The 475-nt window shown below is 42.3% G+C and carries 1 pseudogene; it reads right to left on the reverse strand.

The features are described from left to right. Nucleotides 1-475, reverse strand: a pseudogene (locus K5Q99_RS23170) (glycoside hydrolase family 65 protein); the annotation flags it as partial.

The following is a 475-nucleotide window of genomic DNA, read 5'->3' on the forward strand; positions in this document are numbered from 1 at the left end:
ATTCAAATGAAGCATGTTTAATCGTATTGCTATTTGATGCTCAGCCTCTCCAGTGATCTGAATGTCACTGTTTTCCCAAAACTCCTCCATGATTGCTCGGTGCTGTTGTTGGTGTTCCAAGTAGCCTAGTAAAGCTGATCTGGACAGAGCCTCTTTGATCTGGTCACTGGTTTCAATTACAGAACATTTTTGCTGGTGGCATTGTCTTTGATTGCAGTGAAATACACTGTATTTGGTAAATTCGGCCCCTGTATCGTTCAGCATCAAATCAAATCGAGTTCCTAGTGAACTTGCCTCGTTTACTGCGCTAGACTCGATAAGCTGGCTTTGATAAAACTCATGCCTATCTGCTGCTATCACTAAGCTTTTTGGTGAATCTAGTTGGTGGATCCGATAACTAAAATCGAGTGTTGATGCCGAGCCCACGAGACAAGAGGCAATCTCGTATGCCGTCTTCTGCTTGAAAAAAAAAAAA

Origin of the sequence: Shewanella hafniensis (assembly GCF_019655335.1) — a bacterium.
GTDB classification, from domain to species: Bacteria; Pseudomonadota; Gammaproteobacteria; order Enterobacterales; family Shewanellaceae; genus Shewanella; species Shewanella hafniensis.